We start from the raw sequence: 24,273 nt of genomic DNA, 5'->3' as shown, positions 1-24,273 counted from the left end.
CCAAGTGAGCTCAGCCGAGCAGGTCGAGCATGCCCTCAAGGGTGCTTTCCAGAAGGGCCAAGTCGATGTGTGTGCCATCGCCATATTCGGCGGTCCGCCGCGCACATTCAATGATCACCGTGAGTCCCAGACGTCCCCGGTGGCCCGGGTATTTACGCAGCTTGAGTTCAACCCGGGTCGGGCTTAGCCAGGTGCTGCGGTCCGCCGACCACAGATCATCCTCGAAGCCAAACACCACGTTCCCGTTTTGGGTATCAATGATTTGCGGCGGGAACACCCAATGGCTGTTGCCGGCTTCCCACGGGATCGCCTGGACTTGGTAGCGACTGTCTGGAGACAGGGACAGTATTTCGATGTCGCTCACGTATGTTTGCTCCTGCAACGGGCGTTGGCGCCGGGGTATTGCGAACATTTCAAAAGCCGATCTTTAATGCGACGATGAGTTCGAGCCGTTGAAGGAAAAATACCTTCTTGCATGTCCTCAACCTGATTAACAATCAACGCGCCGTCGGTCCAAGTGCTCTGAAGGGACTCGCTGCGGGCATCATCATCCAGTCACTGAAGAACATCTACCCCCCTATCACTGGAGCACACATGAAATACGACGATGCCTCCTGGCACTACGGGGGCACCTTCCCCAAACATCTGCCAAATGCAGCTGGCGCCACCCATATCGGGATGTTTCTCGCCTGGATGCTGATCAACAACCTGGCCAGCGAAGAACTGGAGGACGACGCCGAGAGCGAACTCGCCCAACTCAAAGATCGCACCCTCACCGGGGCACAGTTCGTAATGACCGTACTGGACGAAAAACTGACCGACCAGGAGTTCTCTGAAGCCGGCAATGCATTTGCCGTTGCTTACTACCAGGGTTTGAACAACGACAGTCGTTACGTTGACGACTACCTGCTGACCTTTGGCGTCGGCATTGAAACCCTCTACGGCGTTGAGGACTGCTGGGCTAATTACGACCAGCTGTCTGGCGTAATGGACGCCCGCTTCGCGGCCTGGAATGCAGCCGGGCGGCCTGAATATATCATTTGAGTGTGCTATCGATAACCTGCTGGAGCAGGTGGCAGCAACCCCTCCGGCAGTACCCGCCAGCCGTGGGCTGATCGCATCACTGTACTCACCCCATAGGCTGTGATTGTTGTCTGCCTGATGGGGGTGGTTTGGCGCTTGACTGAAGAGCCGGACGCGAGGCGCTGTGGAAAGACGCTACATTTCTGAAATGACCCCCAGACCCGCGCTGATGCCCAATAATGGTCAGCCAAACCTGCGACGAGAAACCCATGTCCACTTTGAATATCGAGCAGTTTCAGCGGGATGTCCTCAACGCATCCATGAGCGCGATCGAACAGTTTCGAGCGGACTTTACGAACACGCAGGTCTGTGGATTCGCGCTGTATTCCGACGCCGACGCACGAACACTGGCACCCTCTTTCAACACTCAAGACCATCTGGCCCGTGTCCAAGCCGAATACCCGGGTGAGGAGCAATACTTCAAGTGGTCTCCCGCCGAATGGAGCCACGAAGCCTACGGCGGGGAATTCTTTAACGATCTGTCGAAAACGCTCTGGAACATGGCCGACGCGACCACCGAAAGCAATTTCGTGGCGCATCGCAGGCATATATTTGAGCAATGTGTAATCGCTCTGAAAAAGCTAACAGCGACGTTTGACACTGCCATTTATGTATTTTCGGTTTCTGACTTTGAATGCGTGGAAGACGAGATTGCCTGGGTAACCGCTCTCAACACTCCGGAACAGGCCAACGAATTCAGGACATGGATAGCATAGGCGTCAGGCTGGAAACTCGGATCACTGGATATTCACTACGTTTGCAAGGACGCCAATCATGAGCCTCGTAGATACCTACCTCGCCGGCCTGCGTCAGTCCATGGTGGCCGAAGATCTCGCTCAACTCAAACATGCACACGGGGCTTCGGCGGCAGACCTGCAGCGACTCATCGAGCGTTACCCATTGTGCCCCGCAAGCCTGTTGCAACTGCTCGGCCAGATTGACGGCACACATTATCGGGATTACCCGAACGGCGAGGTCATGGTGCTGATGCTGGGCTCCGACCTGCCTGGCTATCCCTACTACCTGAGTTCGGTAGAAGACATACTTACAGAGGCTGACGGCCTTGATACTGAAAGCATCGTAGAACTTTATGAAGGCTGGTTTGAAAAAGGCTGGCTGGATCAGGAGATGGATCTGATCGGAAAAGGCATTGACCCTACGGTGGGCATGAATGAGCGGCTGTGTTTTTCACACTGCATCAACAACGGGGGCACTTCGAGGTTGTACATAGACTTCAATCCGGCGCCTGGCGGCACGGTGGGTCAGGTCATGCGCTTTCTGCATGACCCGGATAACTACGAAGTGATTGCGCCGAGCTTCGATCACTACCTGCAACGGCTGATCGATGACGACTACGCGTTCATTCGCCCAGAGCCCTAAAGCCTGCTTACTGCCACGGAAATGAGCGGTGAGTCACTCGCCGCAACGGAACCGAAAGTGCGGAGAAGCGCGCTTCGATCTGCATGCACCGATTGCCGTTCATGCGCTCTCCCAGGCACAAGGGCAACGCCCGACAAGCCTGCAACGCACTGGCAATGTTGATCTCAAGGACAGCGCTGACCTCCCGCGCCGCGACATCTAACTGGTCAGGCGAGCATTCAGCAAGAAACAGGTCGTACTCGGCATATAACTCGCGCGCCAAACCGGGTTCTGCTGCCTTTGGGTCATCACCGCCGGGCACCTCCAGGAAGGCATCTTTCTCAGAGTAATGCTCAAGGGCGACAGCGTAGTCCTCCAGGCTAGAGTGCGGCTGCTGTCGCTTCTGTACACACAACACGTCCGCAAAACTGGCCGCTTCCAGACATGACGAAAGCTCGAATCTGTCGCCAAAGTCCAATACGCGACGCTCATCGTCCTCATCAATATTCGACACCAGGTAAAACCGGCTCTCCAGCAACGCTGAGTCCCCTTGAACGTAGACCCAGGCGTATCGCTGCCATAGGGCTCGATCATCAGAGCATGCAGCGATAGCCTCTACCGTCTCGCGGAACGAATTAAGCTTGAACATCCTGCCAACTCTCCTTGCATGTCACTGTCGTGCACAAACAGATCAACCCGACTCGTGGTCTGAAACTTCAGAGGCCGGAGTTTGCCCATTTTATGGTTGGTATGGCGCCTCTTGATGGAGGAATACTTTCACGCCATCGAATTAACGTTTTCGAGTACTACTCCTGGTCTGGCTACCATTTTCGAGCCTTGGTTAGGGGTTTCGAAAGAAGATCGCATCAACCCGCCCGTCCACCCAACGCCAGCCCGCCACCGCTCCCCGCCTCACCCCAAAACGCTTCCGCCGCCTGACTCAACTGCGCCTTTGGCCGGGTCAGGTGAATTTCCAGCGGAATATCCCAGCTTTCATCCAGCGCTCTGACCAACCGCCCTTCCAGCACTTCCTGCTCGGTGAGGCTTTTCGGCAGCCACGCCACGCCTTTGCTTTCCAGGGCCATGGACATGAGCACCGCGGCAAGGTGGCTGCTGAAGAGCGGTTTGAGGTGAAGGTAATCTTCCTTGCCCCGCAGTCGGTGCGCGACGATACGTCCCAGCCCGGATTCATGGGTGTACGCCAGATACGGCAACGCCGCCGGCGCGGTGCCGAAACGGGTCGACGTGCTCGCCAGGGGCACCAGCACGTCCTCACCCACTTTTTTGCTGATGAACTGATCAGGCGCCAGCAACGGAGGGACGTCGGGGTGGCGATGGCAGAGCATGAACTGCACCTGGCCATGGATCAGCATTTGCTCGCACACGGCCATGCTGTCGGAGTGCAGTTGCACGGCCTCGATGAGCGCGCCGTTTTCCGAGCTTCGCAGCCACTTGGGGAAGAAGGTGAACGACAGCGAATGCGTCGCCGCGAACTTGAGTGACCGCGCTGCCATGCCGGCCACTTCCTGAGCCTCATTGCGCATCCGGTACAGGTGCCGGGCGGCCTCCTGAGCGCTGGGCAAAATCTGCCGGCCGGCTTCCGTCAGCGTCGCGCCCTGGGGTGTGCGCACGAACAACTCCACCCCCATCCAGTTCTCCAGCGAGCGAACCCTGCGGCTAAAGGCCGGCTGGGTAACATGCCTTGCTTCGGCGGCACGGACAAAGCTGCCGTACTCCGCCAGCGCTGACAGATCTTCGAGCCACACGAGTTCCAAGGGGCCATGCCTCCTGTGCATAGGGTGCGGCATTAATAGCATTGGGCGGTTGGCGTCGCAAAGCCTAACGTGGGGCCACGAACAACAGCACGAACAACAAGAGTAACCCGCCATGCACATCGTCGACATTCGTGAGAAAACCGTCTCCATCGCCTCGCCCATCGCCAACGCCTACATCGATTTTTCCAAGATGACCTGCTCGGTCGTTGCAGTGATCACCGACGTGATTCGCGACGGCAAACCGGTTATCGGCTATGGCTTCAATTCCAACGGTCGCTACGGCCAGGGCGCGCTGATGCGTGATCGCTTTCTGGCACGCATCACCGAAGCGGACCCCGACACCCTTGTCGATCACGAAAACAATAACCTGGACCCGTTCGCCATCTGGAAAGCCCTGATGACCAACGAAAAGCCGGGCGGTCACGGTGAGCGCTCGGTCGCCGTGGGCACTATCGACATGGCGGTCTGGGACGCAGTCGCCAAAATCGAAGGCAAACCGCTCTATCGCCTGCTGGCTGACCGCTACTGTAACGGCGTGGCCGACGACAAAGTCTGGGTCTATGCAGCGGGCGGCTATTACTACCCCGGCAAGGACCAGACCAAGCTCAAGGCAGAGATGCAGAGCTACCTGGATCGCGGTTATGACGTGGTCAAAATGAAGATTGGCGCCGTGCCACTGGACGAAGACATCCGCCGCATCGAGGCGGTGCTTGAGGTGGTGGGTGACGGCCGCCGACTGGCGGTCGATGCCAACGGCCGTTTCGATCTGGAAACCGGCATTGCGTATGCCGAAGCTATCAAGCCGTACAACCTCTTTTGGTACGAAGAAGTCGGTGACCCGCTGGATTACGCGCTCCAGGCCGAGCTCGCCAATCACTACGAACTGCCCATGGCCACCGGTGAAAACCTGTTCTCCCACCAGGACGCCCGCAACCTGCTGCGCCACGGCGGCATGCGCCCTGATCGCGACTTCCTGCAGTTCGACTGTGCGCTGTCCTACGGACTGGTGGAATACATGCGCACGCTGAAGGTGATGGAAGACATGGGCTGGTCGTCACGCCGCGTGGTACCACACGGTGGTCACCAGATGTCCTTGAACATCGCCGCCGGTTTGCACCTGGGCGGGAATGAGTCGTACCCGGACGTGTTTCAGCCCTTCGGCGGTTTCGCCGACGGGATCAAGGTGGAAAACAGCTACGTCGGGCTGCCGGATATTCCTGGCGTTGGCTTTGAAGCGAAGTCCGCCTTGTACGCCGTAATGCGCGAGTTGGGTGAAGGCTGATTGGCGGTGGCGTCGGTAATCGGGATGCACTCGCGAAACCTCGGCGCACCAGGGCGGTGTGAGAGCGGGTCATGCTTGCTCTAAAAAGTGTTATGACAGCAATGACAGCGATCGCAGCAACTCATGCAATCCTTCCGGCACCAGCACGCCGTCATGACTCAACTCGACGCTGTCCAGCCAAACGGCGGTGAATCTTTCACCGTTACTCTCCTGCCCTTCCAGGCTGGTTTGTTCGTAGAGTTCAGGCGCTGCGAATTCGGCGTCATACACCTGAACCACTTCATGGCCGGGGTTACCGAGGTAGGTGAACAGGCTTTCCAGGGTGCCGAGCAGACGAACGTTAGGGATGGGAAGATTCAGCTCTTCGCGGATTTCCCGGACGATAGCATCGGCACTCCTTTCTCCGAATTCGATGCCGCCGCCCAGAGGACGAAACAGCGTTTGCTGCTTCACCGGATCGGGAAACGCGTTGACGAGGATCTTGCCTTGGTGATGGAAGACGCAGATGGCGATGTAGCGAATGCGAGGTGGCGACATGGGGTTTCCAGTGCGTGAATGCTGAAATCTAATATAAGACCGGCATTAGCCGGGAAAGCGTCAGTTGTAGTGGTCACGCTGCAAATGTGCTGGTGTTCATGCCGGCCTCTTCCCGGCTGAAGCCGGTCCCACTAAAAGCACCGTGCATCCCGGTAGGACAGGCTTTAGCCGGGAAAGCGTCAGTGGTCACGCTGCAAATGTGTGGGTGCTAATGCCGGCCTCTTCCCGGCTGAAGCCGGTCCCACTAAAAGCACCGTGCATCCCGGTAGGGCTGGCTTTAGCCGGGAAAGCGTCAGGCGTCACGCCGCAAATGTAAGCCCCGTCACGCACCTGGCAACGGACTTGCCACCGGCACTCTGTAATCGGCAACCCGCTCGACATGCTCCAGCACCAGCCAGTGTCCATTTCCCAGTTGCCAGTCGAAAAAGTCCGAGAAATCCCGGTTCACCAGCGCCCGAATGGTCTTCGCCACAAACCCGTGGCCCACCAGCAGAAGATCCTCGGCCGCAGGCAAGCTGATCAGGGCAATCAGACCGTCGTGAACCCGCTTGACCACGTCCGCGATTGACTCTCCTCCCGGCGGTCCGCTGTCCCACTGGCGCGTGATGTTGCGCTGCCACATCTCCGGATAGCGCGCCTGCGCTTCGGCTTGGGTCAGGCCCTCGAACACGCCGACATCCCTCTCGCGAAACGCCGGAATCACCTGCAAGGGCAGGTCCAATCGGTAGTTGAGAATGTCGGCAGTCTGCCGGGCGCGCTGCAAGGGGGAGGTGACGATGCGGCGGATCGAGTCAGGCCATTCCAGACGCAACGCCGCCGCCTGTTCGCGACCGGTCGCAGTCAGGCCGGGATCGAGGGCGCCGAGGTAACGGTGTTCGGCGTTGGCCTGGGTCTGGCCGTGACGTACGACGTATAAGCGCATGCAATGTCTCCCGTCGATGGCGGCAGATTCCGATGATGGCCCGCCGGATGGCAGGCCGGCGTGACCGGATCAGAAGCGGTAAGAAACACCCGTGGTCACGTTGATCGGATCACCAACGTAGAAGTTGGCCGAGTCTTGCCCTCGTGCGTCGTACGCCGTGTTGGACGCTGTGGCATAGCGCTCGTTGGTCAGGTTGCGGGCATCGACGAACACCTCCCATTTCCGGCCTGGCGCTTCATACCCTACTTTCGCCCCCCACAGCGTATAGGAAGGCGCATGCAACGAATTGGCGAAATCGACGTAGTAGCTGGAAGCAGAACGCGCGTTGACTTCGGCATAGAAACCGCTGGCCTGCCGATATTCGAGTGCGGCCTGGTAGACCTGACGCGGCAGACCCGGCAGCTCGTTGTCGCCGAAAGTCGCGTCATTGCGGTAATGGAAATCGTTGTACGTGAACGCCTGACGCAAGGTGAGGGTGTCACCCTGTCCTTCCCACAACAACGCGTTCAGACCGGCCTCGATGCCTTGATGAATCGTGCCGCTGCCGTTTGAGGTGGCGATCAACGGGTCCTGCGTCGCGGTGGCCTGACGCACCACCACCGACAGCAACTCCTTCTGCACCCACGAGCGATACAGCGTCAGGCTGCCGTCGAAAATCCCGTGCGCTCCTCGAATGCCCAGCTCAACCGTGTTGGCCTTCTGCGGCCGGACGTCCTGGATGTAGGGCGTCCCGGTGCTGCCCAGTTGCCAGGTCACGGGTGGGTCAATGGAACGGCTGACGTTGCCGAACAGCTCGAATTCGGGGGAGATTTTGTAGCGCAGGCCAATACGCGGCGCGAGGTCATGCTCTTGGTATTCGACGCCGTTGGGAAACGCGGTGGTATTGACCCCGGTGGTGTATTCGATTTCCGCCTTGCGCTTGATGTCGATGAACGACAGCCCGGTCGACAGCCAGAGGTCATCTGTCAACTGCAGCTCGTTGCCCAGCGAGAAAACCGTGTCACGCGAGCCGGTATAGTTCGCTTCCTGCTGTTTGGTCCCGGTCGCCTTGCTGTGGGATTTGACGTCGGCGAGGTACGCCTGGGTGGTGCTGAAGGTGGCGGTGCTGTCGCTGTTCAAACCCAGAAAAGTGTCGCCTGTGCGCAGGTATCGCAAGGTCAGGTTGATGTCCTTCGAGCGCCAGTCCTGGGGCGTCGCCGAGTAGCGCCAGCCGTTATAGAGCGGGTAATCGTTGTAGCCCAGGCCGACTTCCAGCTTGGCATTGTCGTCGAAGGTGTAAGTGGTTTTGCTGCCAAGCAGTGTCGTGCCGTCCTTCTTGCGACCGAATGGCACGGCGTTGCTTTTCGGGTCGTGTTTGATCTGGTACTTCGTCAGCGTGTTGCCCTGGCTGAGGGTCTCCTCTCGATAACGCAGGAAGAACCGGGTTTCCAGCTTGGGATTGAACACATAACCGAAGTTGGCAACGATGCCCTGCCCTTTATTCGCCGTGTCGTCCTGATAACCATCACGCTCGTTATGTTGCAGGCTGACGTAATAATCAGCGTTACCTTCTACGCCGCCGGTGCTTAATACCTGCTTGCGATAGCCATAACTTCCGGCTTCGAAGCGCGCGTAACTGCCGGGGTCGGTGCGGCCGGTCTTGCTGACGAAGTTGATCGCCCCGCCCAGCGATAACGCCGAATAGTTAAAGGCGTTGGCGCCGTATAACACTTCCGTGTGGTCAACACCGGCCATGTCGAGCATGTCTTCCTGAGTACCGCCGGGGCCGGTCAGCGGCAGGCCGTCGAACAGAAACTTGATGCCCAGCACATAGCCTTGATAGAAGGTGTTCAGTCCTGACCCTCGGATAGAGATCTTGTTGGCCGCTGACCCGCTGGTGGCCTGGGCGAATACACCGGGCTGCAAGGCCAGTACATCTTCGGCGTTGGAAGCGCGGCCTTTTTCAATCTCGTGGTTATCGATGACGGCCGTCTTGCCGGGTACTTTCGCCAGTTGCTGCTCCGCCTTCTGCGCTTCGCTTGCCGCCGCGCCGGTCACCGTCACGGTCGCCAGTCGCGGTTCTTGGGAACCCTCGGCGTCACCCTCAGTGGCGAACAATGGTCCGTGGACCAGCATTAACAGGACGCCCAGACTGGACGCCGTTGCCAAGGGATCGAAGCGCCGAGCGCGCGTATTAAAAGAGTGCTGTGTCAAAACAAGAGTCTCCGCAGTTAAATGTCAGTGGGAGCATCTATTCGTATAGTCGCGCTCGGCAGTGACTTTGCAGAGTTCATGCCACGTGTTATTGGCCCTGTTTATCCGGCGTTTACTATCTAAAACGTTGGGCAGGCGACACTTTGCTGCAACTCTGTCGGGTGACCAACACTTGCCAGGCATATAAAGGTGTTGCACCCCTGTTTATGACTTCCCCCCGAAAACCCCCTATAACCGGATGAAAGCGCCTCATAACCTCTACTGTTTCTGACGCAACACCTGATCGACAAAACAATGCTGATGGCACAACAGCAATTGTCGTGCAACGCTCTAGACCGGTCATTTTGCGGCGGATGGACACTTGGTATGGCTCTTGCTCCCTGAACTAAGCCGGTGCACGTGGCACCGGCATCAACAGGATCAAGGAACTTCGGTTCCGCATTGTTACGTTAAACAGCTGGGAGTTAATCAATGGCCAATGCCCAATCCGCCAACGCACTGAATGTGCTTTGGCGCCAGGCGCCGGGCGGGGAGTTGCTCGACCTGGGCCGGGTTTACCGAGGCCCTTTGGCGCTGTCGCGTCTGCAGACCACGCCCCGGCAGATATTGACCCGTCGCGAAGCAGTGCTGCTGGGCGTCTTCGCCCTGGTGTTGCACGGTGCGGTGATCTATTGGATCAATAGTTCGCCCGCCGCCACCCTGCCCGTGGTCCCGCCGGAAATCCCGCCGATGACCATCGAGTTTTCACAGCCTGCCCCTCCGGTTGTCGAGACGCCACCGCCACCGCCCCAGCCCGTCGCGCAACCCGTGGAGGAGCCTCCGCCCCCGATAGAAGACGAACTGGCCGTGAAACCGCCGCCGCCCAAGCCCGTCCCGAAACCCAAGGCCAAGCCGGTCGCCAAGCCCGTTCCCAAACCTGTCGCCAAACCGGCGGAGCAGCCACCTGCACCGCCGACTCCACCGCAACCGGTCGCCGCGCCCGCACCGCCTGCGCCACCCGCGCCTGCACCGGTCACACCGGCTTCGGCCAATGCCGGTTACCTGCACAACCCTGCGCCGGAATACCCGGCCCTGGCCATGCGCCGCAACTGGGAAGGCACCGTATTACTGCGCGTCCACGTGCTGGGCAGCGGTAAACCGAGTGAGATCCAGGTGCAAAAAAGCAGCGGTCATGAGCAACTTGACGATGCCGCTCAGGCGGCCGTGAAACGCTGGAGTTTCGTCCCGGCCAAACGGGGCAATGACCCCATCGACGGCTGGGTCAGCGTGCCCATCGACTTCAAGATCAGGTGATCGACCATCTGGTCGCAACATCGCGGGCTACCTGACAAAAGGCGCATCGCTTAACCCCTTTTTGCCTTGCTTATTTGCCTTGTTGGAGCCGCACATGAACCTTATCGCCTCACCTTTCGATTCCATTGAACACGCCGTCATCTGGGTGCTGATCCTCTTCTCCGTCGCCACCTGGAGCCTAGCCCTGCTCAAGGGCCTGCAGTTTGCTCGCCTCAAGGCGCAGGACCGGAAATTCCACAAGCAATTCTGGGCAGCCTCGAGCCTGGACTCGGCCGCTGAGCTCGCGCAGACCCGGCCGGGTGCCGCCGCCCGCGTCGCCCTGGCCGGTTACGCGGCGATTCAAGTGCCGGAAGGTGGCTACGCCGCTGATTTGAGCCAGGCGATCAACCATCAGGATCGACTCGAACGCGCCCTGCGTCAGCAAATCGTGCGCGAGCGGCGGTCGCTTGAAACCGGCCTGGCCATCCTCGCCAGTATCGGCAGCACATCGCCTTTCATCGGCCTGTTTGGGACGGTGTGGGGGATCATGTCAGCGCTCAAAGGCATCAGTGCGGCAGGGTCGGCCAGCCTTGAAACCGTGGCCGGTCCGATTGGCGCCGCACTGGTGGCCACCGGCGTCGGTATCGCCGTCGCCGTACCGGCGGTGCTGGTTTACAACTATTACCTGCGTCGCCTGAAGCTGACCGCCGCTGACCTGGACGACTTTGCCCACGACTTCTACAGCCTGGCGCAGAAGCATTCGTTCCGCGTGTTGCTGCATCCGGTGCTGAACAAATCGGGCGCCGCGGCTGGCACAACGGCTGCCGGCCAGAAAGTGAAGGAGGCGTCCTGAGATGGCTTTTTCCACACAAGACAATGACGAAGTGCTGAGCGAAATCAACGTCACGCCGCTGGTGGACGTGATGCTGGTGCTGTTGGTGGTATTCATCGTGACGGCGCCGCTGTTGACCAATTCCATCCCGATCAACCTGCCGAAAACCGAAGCGGTGGCGCCGGTGGAGCAAAAGGACCCGCTGGTGGTGAGCATCGACGACAAGGGCAAGCTGTTCATCAACAAGGACGAGATTCAGGCGGATCTGCTGGAAAGCAACCTCAGGGCGGCCAAGGACAAGAACGCCGACGTGCGCGTGCAGTTGCAGGCCGACAACGGCGTGAATTACGGCGAAGTGGCGCGGGCAATGGCCTCGATCGAGAAGGCCGGGATCACCAAGCTTTCGGTGATTACGGCTAAATGACTGTTTAGAAGATCAAGAGCGTCTGCCTGGGGGCAGACGTTTCGCCTTCGGCGAGTTACTTTTAAAAAGCACTAAAAGTAACCGAAAGTGCCTGCTCTCGGTTTGGCCCGACTTCGTCGGGTTCCCTCACTCCGACGACGCTCCGTGGGCCCGCGCCGAACGGACATCCATGTCCTGACGGCGCTCTCGCGGCATCCATGCCGCTCGGCCCACTCCGCGTCGTCTGCGTTCGGCCTGCACCAAAGTCGCGATTGGCGTCGTCTGGGCTTTGTGCGTATGAAGATCAAAGGCAGATCAAGGGCGGGTCAAGCGCCAAGGACTTGTGGGAGTGAGCTTGCTCACGAAGGGGTCGGTACATCCAACACATATCTGGTGTTTGAGATAAAGCATTCGCGAGCAAGCTCGCTCCCACAGGATGGGTGTGAGATCAGCAAAATTGTTGGCGCCTGAGCTGGCCTCTTCCCGGCTAAAGCCGGTCCCACTAGCAGCAGCGCATGCATCCAGTGGGATTGGCTCCGACCGTAGGACCGGCTTCAGCCGTTGCCGTTGCCGTTGCTTTTGATCTTCCTCCACAAAAAGTCCAGACGACACGAATCGCGACTTGGGTGCAGGCTGAACGCAGGTCTCGCTCCGTGGGCCGAGCCGCATGGATGCGGCGAGAGCGCCGTCAGGACATGGATGTCCGTTCGGCGCGGGCCCACGGAGCGAGACCGGAGTGAAGGAACCCTGACGAAGGAAGGGCCCAACCAGGAGCACAAGCCCTTGGTTACTTGGGGCTTTATAAAGTAACTCGCCGAAGGCGAAACAGTCTGCCCCCAGGCAGACGCTCTTGATCTTAAAGATCTGGATCTTGATCTTGATCTCGCGTTTACCGCCTTTAAAACAACCCGGACGTCGGCGGCGGTGTCCCCTTGAGCTGCCAGGCCCCCACCGCCGCCGCCTTCCACTGCCGCGGATTGTGATTGGACACCGTGCGCGCGTTGCGCCAGTGACGATCCAGATTGTGCGCCCGCCCCGTCGTCGAAGCACCGCCTACATCGAACACCAGCTCTGCAGCTTTCAAGGCTGACTCGGCAGCCATGTACTGCGCCTGAGCCACATCAACGGCGGCTTGATCCACCGCCACCGCGTCCAGCTCGGCGGCCCACGCCCGGTCGATCGAGGCGGCGGCGTGCAATACCACCGCTTCCGCCGTAAAGGCGCGGGCCGCAATGTCGCCGACGCTCAGCTCGACGTAAGGATCATCCACCGAGCGCGTTGCCGTGCTGTGCTTGATCGGCCGTGCGTGGTCCCGGGCGAAACTCACCGCGTCGTTCAAGGCATTGCGCGCGATGCCGGCGTTGACCGCCGCCAGGAACACCTGCAGAAACGGCGTAACGATGGTGCGTTTGCCCTCCTCCACCGTGCGGGTGCGAATCTCCTCCGCCTTGACCTGCACATCGTGCAAATGCGTGGTGCCACTGGCCGTCAGGCGTTGGCCCATGGCGTCGAAGTCATCGACCAACTCCAGGCCCTGACGGTCGCGAGGCAGGATGAATGACACCGGCTGATCGTTCTCATCCAGCGCCACCGCGCTGACCCAGTCGGCGTACAGCGAACCGGTGCTGTAATACTTGCTGCCGCTCGCCCGGTAATCGTCGCCATCGCGGACGATACGCGCGCTGATCGCGCCGTTGACGCCGCCCACTTCCCAGCCGGCATTGCCCACCACCGCGCCCTGCAGGTAGCGGGCAAACCAGCGCTCGCGCTCAGCCTCGGCGTCTTCAGCCCGGGAGGCCAGCAGGCCTTCGACGAAGCCGAATCCGGGGCGCAACGCCTGGGCCACGTTGGAATCAGCGGACGCGATGCGGATCAGCAGCGCGATGACTTCCCTGACCGTCGCCCCGGCGCCACCGAAGCGCACGGGAATGCGCGCAGTGAACACACCAGCCTTGGCAATCTGCGCGACGGCCTCATAGGGCAATTGCCGATCACGTTCGCGCCGGGCCGCCCATGCGGCGATGTCCGGCAGCAGGCGGTCCAGTCGCGCGTTGAGTTCTGCGACGGTGACGACCGCAGGTTTGGGTACAGCAGACAACGTACTCATGGCAGATCCTTGTTCTGAATTCGAACCTAAATGGCGATTTTCCACAGCCGGGATTCATCAAACAGCAGCACCGCGCTTTCCGGTTCCAGCGGCGGCACCACCAGTGTGGCGCCGGTACCGGGCAGACGCGGAACCGCACCCAGCAGGCGTCGGGTGTATTCGTGTCGGGGGCTGTCGAAGAGCGTCTCGACCGGCGCGCGCTCCACCACCTGGCCCTGACGCATGACCAGCACTTCATCGCTGACGTGGCGAATCACCCCCAGATCATGGGAAATGAATAGATACGCCAGGCCCAGCGACGCCTGAAGATCCGCCAGCAGATCGAGCACCTGGGCCTGGACGGACACGTCCAGCGCCGAGACAGGCTCGTCGCAGATGATCACTTTCGGGTTGCTGGCGATGGCCCGGGCGATGGCCACGCGCTGACGCTGTCCGCCGGACAACTGCAACGGCCGACGGCTCGACAGCTCAACCGGAAGACGAACTTCATGAAGCAGCTGGGCAATCCGCGCGCGCTGTTGCTCGAACGGCATGCCGGCCACATCCAGGGCGTCGGCGAGAATCTGGCCGACGCTCCAGCGCGGGTCGAACGAGCTGAGGGGGTCTTGATAAATCACGCTGATGTCGCGCCGATGCAGGCGCCGGGTTTTCTCCTCGACGCGCCCGCTGCCCGCCCCCGTCCACGGCACATTGAGAAACTGCACCGCGCCGGCATCGGGCTCCAACAGGCCCAGCACAATGCGCGCCACAGTGGTCTTGCCGGAACCGGACTCGCCGACGATGCCTAGGGTGCGGCCCGCACGCAGCTCGAAGCTGACGCCATCGACGACCTGCCGCACCTGTTGATCGGGGCCGACGTAGCGCTTGCCCAGCCCGGTAGCCTTGAGCAACACCGGAGAATCCACCCCCGCCCGAGCCTGCAGCGCTGACGCACCCTGCCCCGACCCACCCTGCGCCGATGAAAGCCGCGTCCCGCGCGCATGTTCGGCGGGCACGGCATCCAGCAATGAGCGGGTGTAGGCATGACGCGGGTTGCGCAGCACTTGCTCCATCGGCCCCTGCTCGACCACTTCGCCGTGGCGCAGCACCAGCACCTCATCGGCCAGTTGCGCAACCACGGCCAGGTCATGGCTGATGATCAACAGCGAGTCGCCGCGTTGGCGGATATGTTGCAGGACGTCGAGGATCTGCGCCTGCACCGTGGCGTCCAGCGCGGTGGTCGGCTCGTCGGCAATCACCAGTCCGGGATTCATCGCCAAGGCACTGGCAATCAGCGCGCGCTGACGTAATCCTCCGGAAAGCTGGTCAGGCCGCTGCCGTGCGCGCAGCCGTGGCTCGGGCACGCCGACGGTCTCCAGCAATTCGATAACCCGCTCGCCCCGGCTGACGCGATCGCCCCAGCCATGGGTCTGCAGCACTTCGAGAATCTCCTTGCCCACCGGGCGCAACGGGTCCAGGGACACCAGCGCATCCTGCAGCACGAAACCGATTTCCCGGCCGCGCAAGTCACGCCATCCGCGCTCCGACAGCGCCAGCAGATCACGTCCGGCATAACTCAGCCGGCGCGCCGTGACCCGCGCGCCCTCGCCCGCCAGGCCGAACAGGCTGCGCGCCGTCACGCTCTTGCCCGAGCCGGATTCGCCGACCAGCGCGAGAGTCTTGCCCGGTTCCAGGGTGAACGACAGATCACGCACCACCGACTGCCCGGCGAATTCCATGGACAGGCCTTCGACGATCAAACGTTTCGGCTCGCTCATGACAGTCGGCCCTCCAGACGTTGTTGCAGGTAACGACCGGCGACCGTGGTCGACAGCGTGGTGAGGACGATGAACAAGCCGGGGAAAAACGTCAGCCACCACGCGTTGGCGATAAAGTCGCGGCCCATCGACAACATGGTTCCCCATTCCGGCGCCGGTGGACGCGCGCCGAGGCCGAGGAAGCTCAGCGCCGACGCCCAGACGATGGCCTGACCGACGCCCATGGTCAGGGTCACGATCAGCGGCCGCATGGCGTTGGGCAATAGTTGCCGGGTGATGATGCGCAGTGGTGGATGGCCGAGGGCCTTCGCCGATTCGATGTAGCCGGCATTGCGCACCGCCAGCACCTGGCCGCGGACCATGCGCGCATAACCGGGGGCGCCGCCCAGACCGGTGGCAACGATGAGCGGGCCGATGCCGCTGCCAAAAATCGCCACGAACAGCAGCGCCAGAATCAGACTGGGAAAGGCAAACAGCATTTCAAGCACCCAGCCCACGGCGCGGTCGACCCGTGCGCCACCCAATCCGCCGAGCAGGCCGAGAACGATGGCGATGCTAATGGCAATGGCGGTCGCTGCCAGGCCGATGAACAGCGACTGGCGCGTGCCGTAGATCACTCGGGAAAAAATGTCCCGCCCCGATTGGTCGGTGCCGAACCAGTGCGCCCAGCCCGGTGGATGAAACGCATCGCGCGGCACGATCGCCAGCGGATCGCTGTGGGCGAACCACTGTGGCGCCAGGGCGGCGAGGATGACCAGCAGCAAAAAGGCCAGGGCCAGCGACGGGCCGATTCGCCAGGTGCGCGGCGTGCGCTGGACCCGGATCGCGGGCAGCGGCGTGTCGAGAATCAGGTCGCTCATCACGGGTTCTCCTGTTGGCGAGGGTCGACCCATTGGTAAAGCAGGTCGACCAGAATGTTGGCCAGCACATAACCGGCGGCCACCACCAGGCTGATGCCGATGGTCAGCGGCAGGTCCTGGGCTTGCACGGCCTGGTACAACTGACGTCCGAGGCCCTTGCGGGAGAAGATCACCTCGATCACCACGGCGCCGCTGATCAGCGCGCCGATGGCCCAGCCTGACAGCGAGATGCCCGGCAGCACGGCATGACGCAGCGCGTGTTTGAAGCGCACGTTGAAGTCGCTCAGCCCGCGGGTTCTGGCGGTCAACACGAAGGGTTGTTCAAGGGTCAGGTCCAGGGATTCGCGGGTGACCTGGGCGATGAAACCGGCCAGCGGAATCGCCAATGCGAAAGACGGCAGCACCAGTGTCCGCCAGCCGTCACTGCCCGCCGGCGGAAACAGCCGCAAGCCAAACGCGAACACGGCCAGCAGCAGAATCCCCAGCCAGAAATGCGGCAGCGCGGCGGATACCGTTTCTGCCAGCGACGCGAGGGTGCTAACCCAGCGGCGGCGCCCGGCGGTGAGCACCGTTAACGCCAGCACCAGCAGCCACGCCAGCGCCAGGGAGGTGAAGGTCAGTTCCAGCGTCGGCCAGGATTGCTCGGCGAGCACGCGGGTCACCGGCAGATGCTGGGAATAGGACATCCCCAGATCACCTTGCACCAGCCGCCCGAGGTACAGCGCGTATTGCACGGCCAGCGGTTTATCCAGGCCGTATTCGCGGGTGGCCTCGGCGATGGTTTCGGCGGTCGGGTTGCCACTCGGTCCACCGAGGATCGCCAGCACCGGATCGCCGGGCATCAGGCGCAAGGCGAAGAAGGTCAATGTCGCGACCGCCCACAGCACCAGAATCCCGCCCGCCAGGCGCCACAACGCGCGCTTGCCCAGCCGCTGCAATCGCTCGCGACGCGGGTTCGCGGACGGCGTCTGAGGGGCGGCCTCAGGGTTGTTGTCCAGCGCGTTGGTCAGCCCGTTGCTCGACGCTGTATTGGTCATTTGTTCACCCATGCGTCATAGAGGTAAGTCACCGCCAGCGAGGTTTCCAGCCGCACGCCCTGGGTGGTTTTGTAGATGCCCAGTCGAGTGCTCTGCGGGTACGTGGTCAGTTGCAGGTATTGGCGGGAGGCAATCTGTTGCGCCTTGTAATACAGCGCCCGCCGCTGCTCGGCGTCCTGGGTGGCGAGGGCCTGCTGCACCAGCGAGTCGAACGCCGGGTCGCTGAAGCCGGCGGTGTTCTGGTGGTAGCCACCCACCCCTGCGGGACGAATGAACTCGCTGCCGAAGATGATGCGCAGTACGTCGGCGGTGTTGGTGTTCCAGTAGCCGAGGCGAATGTCGTAGTCCCAATCGGCCTGGCGCTTGGTCGCCTGCACGTCGCTCATCTGGTCGATGATAAGCTCGAAGCCGGCTTGCCGCGTGGTCGCCTGGACCTGTTCCCATAGGGTGTATTCGGAGGGTGGCGTGCGGTTGCCCATGACCACATGAACTTGCAGGCGCTTGCCCTCCTTCGTCCGATAGCCATCGCTGTCCCGTTGGGTCCAGCCGGCCTGATCGAGCAGTTGTGCAGCCTTGGCAGGGTCGTAATCCTGGGCGTGCTGGAAGTCCGGGCTGGAGAAGCGGGTGGCCGGGCTCAAGGGTCCGCCTGCGCGAGGAAACTCATTGAAGTACACACTTTTCAGGGCGCCATCGATGTCGGCGCTGCGCACGAACGCTTCGCGCACCTTGAGGTCGTTGAACGGCGCGCGGGTGATGTTCAGCGTGCCGTTGGTGGGGTTGCCGGGGCGCTGGGCGATGATCAGTTGCAGGTCGGGATTGCGTCGGGCCGCTTCATGGGATTCCGGGGGCAGCGCCTCGATGACGTCAACTTCACCGGCCTGCAGCGAGGCGAAGCGCACCGAGGGCTCCTGGATGAATTTCCAGACCACGCGGTCCAGCCAGGCCGGGCCCTGATGTTTGGCGGTGGGCGGCGCCCAGTTGTAGTCGGGGTTGCGCACCAGTTCGACCTGGCTCTGGCGGTCCCAGCGAACGATTTTGAAGGGGCCGCTGCCGACCGGGCTTTCGCAGTTGGTGTCACGGGGGCGCTGAAGGGCCGTCGGGGATTCGATGCCGAGGAAGCCCTGTGCGAGCACTTCGAGGAAGGCGGCATAGGGCGTCGCGAGGTGGACGACGGCGGTGTCGGCGTCGATCACGTCGGTGCTGCGGTATTGGCGAATGTAGCCGCCCGCTGTACTGGACTGGGTTTTGGGATTGGCCATGTGGTCGAGGTTGGCTTTGACCGCGGCTGCGTTGAACGGGGTGCCGTCGGTAAAGTGCACGTCGTTGCGCAGGTGGAAGGTGTAGGTCAGGCCGTCGTCGGAGATTTCCCAGCTTTTCGCAAGCCAGGGGCCGATGCGGCCTTCGGCGTCCATGGAGACGAGTGAGTCGAGGTACTGTTGGCCGATGAACACTTGGGGCATGTCGCCGGCGACGTGGGGGTCGAGGCAGGTCGGTTCGCGGTCGGTGGCATAGACGAGTGTGCCGCCTTTGACGGGTTGTTCGCTGCGGGTGACGGTGGAGGTGCTTTGTCCGCAGCCGAGCATGAGGCTGCAGAGGGTGGCCACGCCGAGGATGGCGGTGGGTTGGGTCCACGACCGGGGCCGAGGGTCGGGCAGTCGCAATGTGGGGGCGCGTTCTCGCATGGGTCCTGATGCCTTTGGTCCGGGATCAGGGTCATTGCACAAGGCATGCCGGGTTTTTCCAGCGGTAAATGCGGTGTGTCAGGCGGGTTTCGGGTTGCTGGCGGGGCAATTTGTGTGGCGGGTGTTGGTGGGGCAACAGCTCGGCTCTTTTTTTGGCTGCGCCGCGAGATCAAGATCAAAAGCGTCTGCCTGGGGGCAGACCGTTTCGCCTTCGGCGAGTTACTTGGAAAAGTCGAAAGTCGCACCATCCCCAAGTAACCAAGGGTGCTTGCTCCTGGTTGGGCCCTTCGTTCCTCAGGGTTCCTTCACTCCGGTCCCGCTCCGTTGGCCCGCCGCCATCCGCCATCCATGGCGGGGGGCGGCTCTCGCGGCATCCATGCCGCTCGGCCCACTCCGCGAAACCTGCGTTCAGCCTGCACCCAAGTCGCGATTGGCGGTGTCTGGACCTTTTGTGTTTGAAGATCAAGATCAAGATCAAGAGCAGATCAACGGCTTCCCGGCTGAAGCCGGTCCCACTGACTGTACGCGTGCTTTTGTAGGACTGGCTTTAGCCAGGAAGAGGCCAGTTCAGGCGCCGGTATTTTTCGGGACGCAGCGCTGCTTTTGTGGGAGCGAGCTTGCTCGCGAATGCGGTATCCGATTCACTCGGGTCGCGCATGGAACGGTCACCCCGGAAACCGCAACGGCTTCGCCGGGTGACTCAATGCGGCCGGGTCGCGGTAGTGGGCGCCGAAGTGGTCGTTGGGCAGGCGTGACTGCCCCGCGCCGAAGAGGCGTTCGCGCAGGGTTTCGCCTTCGGTGTAGGACTCACGGAAACGACCCCGGCGGCGCAATTCCGGGATGACCAGTTCGATGAAGTCGCGGGCCGTTTCAAAGGACAGGTACTGGCGCAAGTTGATGCCGTCGATGCCATCGACGTCGAGCCATTTTTCGATTTCGTCAGCGACCACCGTCGGTGTGCCAGCCACAAAGAAGCGTTCGCGGTTGAAACCTTCCAGCTGACCGAGTACGTCACCCACCCGCAGGTGGGGTTTGAAGCGGGATAGGCTTTGCCAGCCTTTGACCTCGCGTTCGATCAGCTCGCTGATCAGCGTGTCGCGCGGGTACGCGGTGAGGTCCACTGCCATTTGTGCATGGGCCAGTGACGCCTCGACGCTCATTAATTTGCGGTAGTCGTCGAGCTTCTGGCTGACCTCCGCATCGGTGCGGCCCACGATTACGCCGGCCATGACGATGAATTTCAGGCCGGCGGGATCACGCTCGTGAGCAAGGGCTTTTTGGCGCATGGCCTCGATATTCCCGCGCACCGCCGCCGTGTCCATGCCGCCGGTGAACACCACTTCAGCATGCCGCCCGGCGAACTCCATGCCTGCTGGCGAACCGGTGGCCTGGTACAGCACCGGTGTGCGCTGTCGCGACGGCTGACAGAGATGCGGGCCGGCGACTTTGAAATGCTCCCCGACGTGATCGATGTAGCGCACTTTGCTCGGGTCGGTGTAGATCCGCCGCTCACGGTCCTGGATCACCGAGTCGTCGTCCCAGGAGCCCTCCCAGAGTTTGTACAGCACGTCCAGGTACTCGTCGGCGATCTCGTAGCGGTGGTCGTGAACCACTTCCGTGTCGTGGCCGAAGTTGCGCGCGGCATTGGGCAGGTAGGAGGTGACGATGTTCCAGCCCACCCGCCCCTTGGTCAGATGGTCGAGGGTGCTCATGCGCCGGGCGAAGGCGAATGGCGGCTCGTAGGTGGTGGAAAACGTCGCACCGAATCCGAGGTTTTTGGTCACGGCGGCCATGGCCGGAATCACCAGCAGCGGGTCGTTGCTGGGGATCTGCATGGCTTCGCGCAACGCCGTTTCCGGACCGTCACGAAACGCATCGTACGTGCCGATCACGTCCGCCAGAAACACCCCGTCGAAGGTGCCGTATTCCAGCAACTGGGCGAGCTCCGTCCAGTAGTCCAGATCATTGAAGCGGTGCCGGTTGTTGTCCGGGTGCACCCATAAACCGTGGACGATGTGGCTGACGCAGTTCATTTCGAACAGATTGACATGCAGTTGCTTGGGCACTGCGCTGACTCCTTTATTCATACGCTGCTCATCCGGCGCTTGCCTCGTTTTGCGGACCTTTGATACCGCGTGTTCCCTGTGTGCAATGCAGCGAACATGCCACGGCTGATCTGCGGGTGAGGCCTTGGAAAAAGGTCATTTAATACCGGGCCATAACGGCGCCGGACATGCGAGTCTGTCTGCCCAGCCACAGACTGTTTAACCGCTGTTGAATAGTCGTTCCCGGCTAGAGTGGAAAAATCGGCCGGACGTGACGGTGTATCAGGGGGATGGCGTCGACGGCTGCCGGCGTGTTGAATGTGGGCAATGGACAGGTGAGAAAAATATGGCGCAGAACATCTACGACAACCCGGATTTCTTTGAGGGCTACAGCCAGCTGTCTCGCTCCATCGACGGCTTGGCCGGCGCGCCGGAATGGCCGGCATTACGCGCGCTGCTCCCTGATCTGCAAGGCCACGACGTGCTGGATCTGGGCTGCGGCTACGGCTGGTTTTCGCGTTGGGCAGCCGAGCACGGTGCACGCAGCGTGCTCGGACTGGACCTCTCGGAAATGATGCTGCAGCGGGCCATTGAAGCAGGCCACCATGAACGCATCAGTTACCGGCGGGAAGACCTGGAGCATGTGCAGCTCCCATTGGCGCGTTTCAGCCTGGCGTTCAGCTCGCTGGCGTTTCATTACATCGTTGACCTGGGTGCGTTGCTGCGCAGCATCCATGACGCATTGATCCCCGGTGGCCGTCTGGTGTTTTCCATCGAGCACCCGGTGTTCATGGCGTCCTTGCAGCCGCAGTGGGTCGTCGACTCCCAGGGCCGCAAAGTCTGGCCGGTGGATCATTACCAGGCGGAAGGCCCGCGAAGCACCGACTGGCTGAGTCCCGGGGTCATCAAACAACACCGCACAATGGGCACGCTGCTCAATCTGCTCATCGCCAGCGGATTTACCCTCAACCATGTCAACGAATGGGGACCTTCGGCCCAGGACCTCATCGACCGCCCCGCCCTGGCTGACGAAATTCACCGGCCGATGATGCTGATTGTGGCGGCCACGCGCTCGTGATCGGCTTTTAAAGGGGCTACCTGGCAGGACCGACTTATGCCGGGAATTCACTGGTCACGCTGCAAACGTGAGGGTGTTCATGCCGGCCTCTTCCCGGCTGAAGCCGGTCCCACTAAAAGCACCGCGTGTCCCGGCAGGAACGGCTTCAGCCGGGAAAGCGTCAGACTTCACACCGGACAGCTGATGTCGAGTGGACTATTTATCCGCGCAATAACGCGACGTTTTCATCAATCCGTGCCTGAAGCATCGCCAGGGTGTCCGGCGTGATAAGCCCCGGGCTGGTCTGTTCGGCGATCGCGGCGAACTGAGTCGCCACATCACAAATCCCGTCAATCATCCCGCCCGCTTTCTCCGCTGACACCTCGGCCTCTTCGGCGAGCCGGAGCATCACCTTTCGATCAATCGACAGCGCCTCACCCAGCACGTCCATCTGGTGATATCCCCCCGGCCCCTCGCAAAAGGTCACGTCGTAGGCCGGCGCCAATGTCCAGCTGCCGGACGCCGACATGAGGTAGGCAAAGTTCTTCGGATGATCGTCGCGGTTGTTGAGCGCGACATTGAACACCGCACGTTCGAAGGCGATGGCTTTCTCGCGGACGTCGTTGGTGCAGAGTTGCGTCGCGCGCAGGAAGTTGACGTAGTCCAGCGACCCGGGCGAGGTGTAGTCCGCGCCAGTGAACGCGGCGAGGCTTTGCATCGGCACTCGCTTGCCCTGGATCCGGTCGAAGCGTCGGCTGGCGAACGCCGCCAGGCCATCGGGCAAGATGAAATGCTGAGTGTCAGGCGTCTTGATGCCACACAGACGCAGGCACTGGGCATAGACCATCTCGATAGCGCAGACCTCGGCGTGTTCGCCTTTGGCCGGAAACTTGATCAGCCAGGCTTCGAAACCCGGTGTCGCGGCGGTGGTGAAGGCGCCTGTTTCGGGATCGCGGTAGACCAGCGCCTTGGGGCGCGCCCCCTGGGGCGAGCCGCCGACCCGCATCAGCGTGTGCAGGAATTCTCCGCCGTCACCCTGGACCACTTCCTGAATCTCGGCGGCCAGCAACTCGATAGGCACATGGGCCTGGGGCTCCAGTCCCTCGGGCGCGACAGGCTCGAACGACATTGCACCCATGGCCGTATTCCCGATGTAGGCCAGCCGCTCCAGCGGTCCGATGCGCGCCGCATTGAGCTGACGACGCCTGAACAAGCGGTCCATCAGCAGCATCCCCCAACCATCCGGCAACGCGTCATAGACCGGCCCCGGCAGACCGAGTTGGTGGGCGGCGAAGCCACGGCGCAGGCGCGGACCCTCCAGCGGCAGCGTGTAACCCGACAGTTCCAGGCCCCTGGAGCGGGCCTCGTCGCTGTACTCGAAAACAATCTGCGGACGCCCGGCGATGGCCGTGGTCGACACTAATGTGCCCCACAGCCAGCGCTCGTCCCAGCCGTTGTAATACACATCGACCTGCTCAAGCATCGCCCGACTTCCTTATACGTTGGCGCTCGGCAGCGGCCTCGTAGCGGCGAATGTCATCCAGGCTGTCGAGCCTGGGCATGAACAGCCCTTCCAGCTCCTTGGTTCGGCCGAGGACCATGGCCACGCGCACCAGATTTTCGAAGCTGACATTGCGCCCGGCTTCGAGATTTGAAACGGTATTGACGCCTACGCCGGCGCGGCTGGCGACGTCGGCCTGGGTCATCTGCAGCGCAAGGCGCTCGGCGCGTAACCGGGCGCAGAGGCGATCGACGATTTCACCGGGCTTGCTGAAGCTTAAATCCAACATGAGCGTGAGTGGCCTGTGTGCCTGTGACGCGAGCAAGTATGAGTCAGACCACCCTCAAGCTCAACCTACATAAATCCATTTTAATGGGGCTTATCTTCGTTTAACGCACATAAGACCCAAGATAATGGATTTATATTAAAGCGCATCAGGACGGTGCGACGAATCGATTGCAGACCTTTTATCACGCCGAACATCATTACGACTGATAGTTACCTTCGCGTCATTCGATTCGTGCAATAACACCCCCGAGAACATCATCCGCCCATCTCAATAACATCGG

Annotated in this window: 22 protein-coding genes; 8 read left to right on the top strand and 14 right to left on the bottom strand. The window is 61.3% G+C overall.

Annotated features, from left to right (window positions below):
• Positions 1–10: 10 nt before the first annotated feature.
• The gene (locus AC07RO_RS04695) at positions 11–364 is read right to left on the bottom strand and encodes a hypothetical protein (RefSeq protein ID WP_495085396.1); all 354 of its coding nucleotides are present in this window, start codon (positions 362–364) and stop codon (positions 11–13) included.
• A 230-nt stretch (positions 365–594) separates the two neighbouring features.
• Between AC07RO_RS04695 and AC07RO_RS04690 the strand changes: the two genes are divergently transcribed.
• The 3 genes from AC07RO_RS04690 (at position 595) to AC07RO_RS04680 (ending at position 2,463) form a co-directional block, all read left to right on the top strand.
• Entirely contained in the window at positions 595–1,044 is a 450-nt protein-coding gene (locus AC07RO_RS04690; RefSeq protein WP_495085395.1) for a DUF7832 domain-containing protein, read from the top strand.
• Positions 1,045–1,292: 248 nt separating this feature from the next.
• Entirely contained in the window at positions 1,293–1,799 is a 507-nt protein-coding gene (locus AC07RO_RS04685; protein WP_495085394.1) for a DUF4303 domain-containing protein, read from the top strand.
• A gap of 58 nt (positions 1,800–1,857) precedes the next feature.
• Positions 1,858–2,463, top strand: a complete 606-nt coding sequence (locus tag AC07RO_RS04680) for an SMI1/KNR4 family protein (RefSeq protein ID WP_495085393.1) — start codon at positions 1,858–1,860, stop codon at positions 2,461–2,463.
• 7 nt (positions 2,464–2,470) lie between these two features.
• Here AC07RO_RS04680 and AC07RO_RS04675 read toward each other — a convergent pair whose 3' ends face one another.
• Both AC07RO_RS04675 and AC07RO_RS04670 read right to left on the bottom strand, forming a co-directional pair.
• Complete coding sequence (locus tag AC07RO_RS04675) at positions 2,471–3,091, bottom strand: DUF7716 domain-containing protein (RefSeq protein WP_495085392.1); 621 nt, start codon at positions 3,089–3,091, stop codon at positions 2,471–2,473.
• 217 nt (positions 3,092–3,308) lie between these two features.
• Complete coding sequence (locus AC07RO_RS04670; RefSeq protein ID WP_192173639.1) at positions 3,309–4,217, bottom strand: LysR family transcriptional regulator; 909 nt, start codon at positions 4,215–4,217, stop codon at positions 3,309–3,311.
• A gap of 112 nt (positions 4,218–4,329) precedes the next feature.
• On the opposite strand from AC07RO_RS04670, the gene AC07RO_RS04665 reads away from it, so the two are divergent.
• On the top strand, positions 4,330–5,499 hold the full coding sequence (locus tag AC07RO_RS04665) for a mandelate racemase/muconate lactonizing enzyme family protein (RefSeq protein ID WP_495085391.1): 1,170 nt from the start codon (positions 4,330–4,332) through the stop codon (positions 5,497–5,499).
• Between the two features lie 90 nt (positions 5,500–5,589).
• On the opposite strand, the gene AC07RO_RS04660 is transcribed toward AC07RO_RS04665, so the two are convergent.
• From AC07RO_RS04660 to AC07RO_RS04650, 3 genes are all read right to left on the bottom strand, one after another.
• Positions 5,590–6,036, bottom strand: a complete 447-nt coding sequence (locus AC07RO_RS04660; RefSeq protein ID WP_495085390.1) for an NUDIX hydrolase — start codon at positions 6,034–6,036, stop codon at positions 5,590–5,592.
• A 322-nt stretch (positions 6,037–6,358) separates the two neighbouring features.
• On the bottom strand, positions 6,359–6,958 hold the full coding sequence (locus AC07RO_RS04655) for a histidine phosphatase family protein (protein ID WP_192173635.1): 600 nt from the start codon (positions 6,956–6,958) through the stop codon (positions 6,359–6,361).
• A gap of 69 nt (positions 6,959–7,027) precedes the next feature.
• Positions 7,028–9,073, bottom strand: a complete 2,046-nt coding sequence (locus AC07RO_RS04650; protein ID WP_495085389.1) for a TonB-dependent receptor family protein — start codon at positions 9,071–9,073, stop codon at positions 7,028–7,030.
• A 549-nt stretch (positions 9,074–9,622) separates the two neighbouring features.
• Between AC07RO_RS04650 and AC07RO_RS04645 the strand changes: the two genes are divergently transcribed.
• The 3 genes from AC07RO_RS04645 (at position 9,623) to AC07RO_RS04635 (ending at position 11,679) form a co-directional block, all read left to right on the top strand.
• Positions 9,623–10,444, top strand: coding sequence for an energy transducer TonB (locus AC07RO_RS04645; protein WP_495085388.1), 822 nt, complete (start codon positions 9,623–9,625; stop codon positions 10,442–10,444).
• 94 nt (positions 10,445–10,538) lie between these two features.
• Entirely contained in the window at positions 10,539–11,276 is a 738-nt protein-coding gene (locus tag AC07RO_RS04640; protein ID WP_495085387.1) for a MotA/TolQ/ExbB proton channel family protein, read from the top strand.
• A gap of 1 nt (position 11,277) precedes the next feature.
• Entirely contained in the window at positions 11,278–11,679 is a 402-nt protein-coding gene (locus AC07RO_RS04635) for an ExbD/TolR family protein (RefSeq protein WP_192173631.1), read from the top strand.
• Positions 11,680–12,556: 877 nt separating this feature from the next.
• Here the strand turns inward: AC07RO_RS04635 and AC07RO_RS04630 are convergent.
• From AC07RO_RS04630 to AC07RO_RS04605, 6 genes are all read right to left on the bottom strand, one after another.
• The gene (locus tag AC07RO_RS04630; RefSeq protein ID WP_495085386.1) at positions 12,557–13,765 is read right to left on the bottom strand and encodes an acyl-CoA dehydrogenase family protein; all 1,209 of its coding nucleotides are present in this window, start codon (positions 13,763–13,765) and stop codon (positions 12,557–12,559) included.
• Between the two features lie 26 nt (positions 13,766–13,791).
• A complete protein-coding gene (locus AC07RO_RS04625; protein WP_495085385.1) occupies positions 13,792–15,522 on the bottom strand; it encodes a dipeptide ABC transporter ATP-binding protein in 1,731 nt (576 codons plus the stop codon).
• On the bottom strand, positions 15,519–16,382 hold the full coding sequence (locus AC07RO_RS04620; RefSeq protein WP_192173628.1) for an ABC transporter permease: 864 nt from the start codon (positions 16,380–16,382) through the stop codon (positions 15,519–15,521). The genes AC07RO_RS04625 and AC07RO_RS04620 overlap by 4 nt, the downstream gene beginning before the upstream one ends.
• Positions 16,382–17,419, bottom strand: coding sequence for an ABC transporter permease (locus AC07RO_RS04615; protein ID WP_244655980.1), 1,038 nt, complete (start codon positions 17,417–17,419; stop codon positions 16,382–16,384). The genes AC07RO_RS04620 and AC07RO_RS04615 overlap by 1 nt, the downstream gene beginning before the upstream one ends.
• Positions 17,416–19,101, bottom strand: a complete 1,686-nt coding sequence (locus tag AC07RO_RS04610; protein WP_495085384.1) for an ABC transporter substrate-binding protein — start codon at positions 19,099–19,101, stop codon at positions 17,416–17,418. Before AC07RO_RS04610 ends, AC07RO_RS04615 begins: the two co-directional genes overlap by 4 nt.
• 665 nt (positions 19,102–19,766) lie before the next feature.
• Complete coding sequence (locus AC07RO_RS04605; protein ID WP_495085735.1) at positions 19,767–21,167, bottom strand: LLM class flavin-dependent oxidoreductase; 1,401 nt, start codon at positions 21,165–21,167, stop codon at positions 19,767–19,769.
• Positions 21,168–21,492: 325 nt separating this feature from the next.
• Between AC07RO_RS04605 and AC07RO_RS04600 the strand changes: the two genes are divergently transcribed.
• Complete coding sequence (locus tag AC07RO_RS04600) at positions 21,493–22,224, top strand: class I SAM-dependent methyltransferase (RefSeq protein WP_423573785.1); 732 nt, start codon at positions 21,493–21,495, stop codon at positions 22,222–22,224.
• Between the two features lie 199 nt (positions 22,225–22,423).
• Here AC07RO_RS04600 and AC07RO_RS04595 read toward each other — a convergent pair whose 3' ends face one another.
• Positions 22,424–23,686: a type II toxin-antitoxin system HipA family toxin gene (locus AC07RO_RS04595; RefSeq protein ID WP_495085383.1), complete on the bottom strand. Its 1,263-nt coding sequence runs from the start codon at positions 23,684–23,686 to the stop codon at positions 22,424–22,426.
• Positions 23,679–23,993 (bottom strand): helix-turn-helix domain-containing protein, encoded by a 315-nt coding sequence (locus AC07RO_RS04590; RefSeq protein ID WP_133770057.1) that lies wholly within the window; start codon positions 23,991–23,993, stop codon positions 23,679–23,681. The genes AC07RO_RS04595 and AC07RO_RS04590 overlap by 8 nt, the downstream gene beginning before the upstream one ends.
• Positions 23,994–24,273 lie beyond the last annotated feature (280 nt).

It is taken from the genome of Pseudomonas sp. GW821-FHT07F05 (genome assembly GCF_059418765.1).
Note: the sequence above shows the minus strand (reverse complement) of the source record. Positions and strands in the feature narration are given on the sequence as shown.